Raw genomic sequence first — 1642 nt, 5'->3', positions numbered from 1 at the left:
TCACCACACACCACCGCCACCGCATCCGGACACACCACCACCCGCTCCTCAAACACCTCATGCACACACCGCGAAACACCCCCCACCTCAGCGGTCAGGCCGTCGAGAAGGGCGCGGTCGGAGGCGGGCAGGAAGACGGTGCGGGCGTCGCCGTACGGATCGGCGGCCATCGCGACCAGGACCTGCCGGTACATCTCCGCCAGGCGGTCGGCGTTCCTCTCGCCGATCACGTGGGTGTCCACGGCGATGGCGACGTGGCCGACCCGGACGGACACGTGCAGCGGGAACTCGGTCGGGCTGTCGTCGATGCTGGCCAGGTAGTCGACCAGCTCGGTGTCGACCTGGTCGAAGTCGAGGTAGATGAACATGCCGTCGAGCAGCCGCCCGCCGGTCTCGTGCTGGATCGCCCCCAGGGGGAACCGGCGGTGCCGCCACATGGCCGTCTCGGTGGTGAACACGTCGTTCACCAGGTCACGCCAGGTGCGGGCGCCCCTGGTGTAGGGGAACGGAAGCGTGTTCAGGTACAGGCCGTAGACACGGTCGGCGCCGTCGGCCTCCGGCCTGCCGTGCAGGACCAGTCCGGTGTGGAAGGACTCCTGGTCGGTGATCTGGCTCAGCACCTTCATGTACGCGGCCAGCAGCACGCTCTTCAGCGGCACCCCGGCGGCGGCGGCCAGGGCGCGCAGGCCGTCCTCAAGGTCGGTGAAGGAGACCACCGCCTGCCGGACGGCGCGCGGCGTGTCCGGCCGGTCGCCCCAGGTCTCCGGAAGTGCCAGCTTGGGGTGGTCGGTGACGACGCCGCGCCAGAAGGCCCTGTCGTCCTCGGACTCAAGCGACCGCTGTTCGGCGGCCACGAAGTCGGCGTAGCGCAGGGCGGGCAGCGGAGCCGGGTCGGGCACGGCACCGTCCCTGATCACCCGGTAGTACTCCAGCAGCTCCATCAGCATGGAGTGGTGGCTCCAGCCCTCCAGGATCGCGTGGCACTCGGTGACCGACAGCCACCAGGACCGGTCGTCGCAGACGTGCGCGAACAGGCGGATCAGCCCCGGCCTGGTCAGGTCGAACAACCGGGCGCGCTCGTCGGCGGTGAACCGCCGTAGCGATCGGCCGACCTCCTCCTCGCCGAGGCCGCTCAGGTCGCGCACCTCGACGTGGAGTTCGGTTTCGGTGTGCACGAACTGCAGGGGGACGGAGTAGCCGTCCAGGTCGAAGGAGGTGCGCAGCACCTCGTGCCGACGGGTCACCAGCCGGGCGGCGGCACGGAAGGCCTCCGGATCGAAGGGCCGCTCGTCCCGGACGCGGAAGGAGGTGACGTTGTGGTAGGGGTTCCGCTCGTCGCCGGCCATGAGCTCCAGCAGCATGCCCGCCTGCACGTACGCGAGGGGGTAGGCGTCGGAGACACCGCTGGGCATCGCCGCCCGGTCCTCTTCGGCGAGCAGTTCGAAGGGCCGGACCAGGGGGGTCTCGGTCAGCGGGGACCCGAGACCGGGCAGACGGTCCATGAGTTCGGCGATGGTGCGGTGTTCGAAGACGTCACGGACCGAGATGTCGAAGCCGTTCTTGCGGAGGGCGCCCACCAAAGCGACCGCCCGGATCGAATGCCCACCCAACTCGAAGAAATTGTCATGCACCCCGACCCGCT

1 protein-coding gene is annotated in these 1642 nt (G+C 69.5%); it reads right to left on the bottom strand.

Going from position 1 to position 1642, the window contains the following annotated elements; translation table 11 throughout:
• Window positions 1-1577 (bottom strand): condensation domain-containing protein (locus ABT340_RS42385; protein WP_352016612.1); only part of this gene is annotated, 1577 nt, incomplete at its 3' end.
• Between the last annotated feature and the right edge of the window lie 65 nt (window positions 1578-1642).

This window comes from Streptosporangium sp. NPDC000239, from assembly GCF_040300765.1.
Lineage (GTDB): Bacteria > Actinomycetota > Actinomycetes > Streptosporangiales > Streptosporangiaceae > Streptosporangium.
This window is presented reverse-complemented; position numbering and strand designations above follow the sequence as displayed.